Annotated in this window: 5 protein-coding genes and 1 pseudogene; 1 reads left to right on the top strand and 5 read right to left on the bottom strand. The window is 69.9% G+C overall.

The genetic code is table 11. From position 1 onward, the window contains the following. Positions 1 to 221, top strand: a 221-nt coding sequence (locus ABWK99_RS15185; protein ID WP_372595534.1) for a hypothetical protein, incomplete at its 5' end; no start/stop codon positions are given. Positions 222 to 255: 34 nt separating this feature from the next. Here the strand turns inward: ABWK99_RS15185 and ABWK99_RS15180 are convergent. The 5 genes and pseudogenes from ABWK99_RS15180 to ABWK99_RS15160 form a co-directional block, all read right to left on the bottom strand. Next, positions 256 to 435 (bottom strand): annotated as a pseudogene (locus ABWK99_RS15180) (HNH endonuclease signature motif containing protein); the annotation flags it as partial. 77 nt (positions 436 to 512) lie between these two features. Next, a complete protein-coding gene (locus tag ABWK99_RS15175; RefSeq protein ID WP_372595533.1) occupies positions 513 to 1,136 on the bottom strand; it encodes a hypothetical protein in 624 nt (207 codons plus the stop codon). A gap of 15 nt (positions 1,137 to 1,151) precedes the next feature. Continuing rightward, a complete protein-coding gene (locus ABWK99_RS15170) occupies positions 1,152 to 2,462 on the bottom strand; it encodes a replicative DNA helicase (RefSeq protein ID WP_372595532.1) in 1,311 nt (436 codons plus the stop codon). Next, on the bottom strand, positions 2,459 to 2,851 hold the full coding sequence (locus ABWK99_RS15165) for a hypothetical protein (protein WP_372595531.1): 393 nt from the start codon (positions 2,849 to 2,851) through the stop codon (positions 2,459 to 2,461). The genes ABWK99_RS15170 and ABWK99_RS15165 overlap by 4 nt, the downstream gene beginning before the upstream one ends. Beyond that, a partial coding sequence (locus ABWK99_RS15160) for a hypothetical protein (RefSeq protein ID WP_372595530.1) occupies positions 2,848 to 3,144 on the bottom strand: 297 nt, incomplete at its 5' end. The genes ABWK99_RS15160 and ABWK99_RS15165, both read right to left, overlap by 4 nt.

Here is a 3,144-nt window from a genome sequence, read left to right as displayed (position 1 = left end):
ACCGCCATTGCTTGGCGTCCTCATCCCATGCGATCGAGTCGCATCGCGCCAGCACCTCCGCCGCACGCTCGACGGCGCTCATCGCGCACCTGCCTCGCCGGACAGGGCGGCAGATGACTCGCGCTTTCGTGTTCGATCACACGCTCGGCAGTGCCTCTTTCCGCGACGGTCCATCCTGGTGTTCTCCTCCGAATATCCATGACCGGCTGGGCATCGAGTGATGCTCGACGTGTGCCTGATCGTGTTCACCTGAGTCGTCACGGCTTCCAGGTGGTTAGGGTTCACGCATGCCTTGTTCCGGCAGAGGTGGTCGATCGTCAGCCCATCTGCGATCGGCCCGTTGATCGCCTCATAGGCGAATCTGTGTGCGTAGACGCTGTGGTAGTCGAAGTGGAATCGCCCGTAGCCCCACTCGGTCAGCGCTCCGGTCCACATGAGGCACCCGTCTGCTGCCGGTGCGCACCTTGACCAGAAGCGCTGCGTCAACTCGGGCTGAGCCGAGACGTCAATGCTCATTCCGATCCCCCTCCACCGAGGGCGGCGCGGAGGTCGTCAGATCGCACGGTCCACACGTCCATGCCTCGGATGTAGCCGGGAAGAAGCGCCTCCACCGCCGAGAGCCGCGCCTCAGCGATCTCGGCGCGGTTTCCGTAGGACGCGGCCATGCGCGTCAGGCGGTCGATCTCCAGCCGCAGCCGCGCCACCTCCGCCCGCAGCGCCTCGGTCACCTCGACTGACTTGACGCTGGGACCCTCGACCACGGCCCTGATGGCGAACGTCAGGTCGTGGCGCTGCACGATCCACGAGCCCTCCCAGGCGTCCCCGACGCCCGGAATCCTGATCGCCGATGACCACTCGCCCGACATGTCAGCACTCGACTCGATCGTGCCCCCGCACCACTTGGCGATGCGCTCCCAATCGGCGTCCTCGCCGAGCGGCACGGCGATCTCGGCGACAACCTCCGGCCGGTATGCCTCGTGCATCGCGAGATCGACCTGCCGCTGCTCCTCGACTGCCGCCTCGGTCACCTCGGCGTCATGGGCGGCGAGCCAGAGGTCGAATACCCCCCGCTGCTGCGTGGCCCGGTTCCAGATGAACTCGATCTCGTTCGTCGTCGGCGTGTAGTCGGCGCTCATGATGCTTCCTTCCGGTCAGTTCGTGCCGTAGTTGCTGGGTCGCCACTGCTTCGGGGTGATGCGCGCGAGGGCGCCTTGGCGCTCGAGCTCGATGGCGCCAGTGGGCCCGTGGCGGTTCTTCGCGACGGCCATCTGCAACACGTCGGGGGCGTCCTCCTCGACGTGCAGGAGCAGGACCACATCCGCGTCCTGCTCCAGCGCCCCGGACTCGCGCAGGTCCGCCATGGTGGGGCGACGGTCGGTGCGCGACTCGGATCCGCGGTTCAGCTGCGACAGGGCGATGACGGGGCAGGACAGTTCGCGGGCGAGGACCTTCAGGCGGCGGGAGAACCCGGCGACTTCCTGCTCGCGGGACACGCCGCGGGTCCTGGTCGGGGCTTGCATGAGCTGGAGGTAGTCGACGATGACGGCGCCGAGTCGGCCGTCGTGGCGGCGGGCGACGGTGCGGGCGTGGGAGACGACGTCGGTCGCGGTGACGGCGGACCGGTCGTCGATCGAGAGCAGCAGCCCGCCGATCTCGGCGCGTTTCGCGGCGATGCGGGACCAGTCGTGCTCGGTCAGGGCGTGCCGGTCCAGGTGGTCCATGGGCACCGATGCGAGGTTCGCGAGGAGCCGGTGATGGATCTCCGAGCGGGACATCTCCAGGGTGTTCAGGGCCACCGGCGCGGTGCGGGCGATCGCCTCAGCAGCGTTGAGGGCCACGAGGGTCTTGCCGATCGCCGGGCGCGCACCGACGACGTAGAGGCGTCCGGGGGCCCATCCGCCGATCAGGTGGTCTAGGTCGGGCCAGGGGGTGTGCACGGTCGGCGTCGGGCGCTCCAGTGCGTCCAGGGTCTCGTCCAGGTCCGTGCCGACCCACCCGGTCTCGGCGGTCGCGCGGGAGACGGCATCGACCTCGGTGCGGGCGTGCTCGACGAGCTCGTCGACGTCGCCCTCGGACGCCGCCGCAAGCTGGGTGATGCGCGTGCCGGCGGTGTGCAGGCGCCGCAGGACGGCTTGGTTGCGCACGATGCGGGCGTAGTACGCGGCGTTGCTCGAGGTGGCTGGGGCGGCGTAGAGGTCCGCGAGGTACAAGGGTCCGCCGATGGTGGCGAGCTGCCCGGTGCGGGTGAGCTCGGCGGCGACGGTCATGGGGTCGACGCCGTCACCACGGGTGGTCATCGCGAGGATCGTGGCGTAGATGATCTCGTGCTTCGGGGCGTGGAAGTCGCCGGGGTCCAGGAGGGCGGCGCAGTCCTCGATGGCGGCCCGGGAGTGCATGAGGGACCCCAGGACGTGACGTTCGGCGTCGTCGTGGGACAGGCGGTCGGTCGTCAGGGTGCTCATGCTGCGTCGTCACCGTCCGTCAGCAGGCGGGGCATCGGGGTCGCGGCGGACGCGTCGGACACGCTGAACCCGTCGGCGACCCTGCGGTGCACACCCGAGAGCCAAGCCATCCCGTCGGCGCTCGCAGGCGGGTCGAGCCTTGCGAGGTCGGCGCCGGCGGCCATGAGGCGGTCCGAGCGCAACCTGCGAACACCGGCCAGCACGTCGGCGGGCATGATCCACACCCGGGTCGTGCGGTAGTGCGCGGCGACGGCGTGCTGGGCGTCCTCGAATCGCACGTCCGGCAGGGCCAGCGCCCAAGCCCGGGCGGCAGCCTCGGACACGGCACGGTTGTCGTAGGCGGCTGCGAGGCCGAGGAGTGCGGCGGCCTGGGATGCGTCCACGGTCATGCTCCGATCTGCGCGGGGGTGGGTTCGTCGGCGCCGTCGGCGAGGTGGCGCGCCAGGGCGAGGTGGTCTGCCACCCGGTCGTCGGTGGTGCGCTTGGTGGCGCCGGCGTGGGTCTTGGCGCGGGACGCGTGCAGGCGCAGCTGGTCGTACTTCTCGCGGAGCTTGACCATCGAGAGGATGTTCGCCCGCCAGAACTCGTCGGTGGTGGCGTAGTCGATGGCGGCCTCGACCTGCTTGACGGTTCGCCCGTCGCGGTCGAGCAGGAGGCGGGCGGCGTCGAGGTTCTTGCGGTT

It is taken from the genome of Actinotalea sp., assembly GCF_041597215.1.
Lineage (GTDB): Bacteria > Actinomycetota > Actinomycetes > Actinomycetales > Cellulomonadaceae > Actinotalea.
The sequence above is the reverse complement of the archived record's forward strand: the minus strand, read 5'-3'. Positions and strand labels throughout refer to the sequence as shown.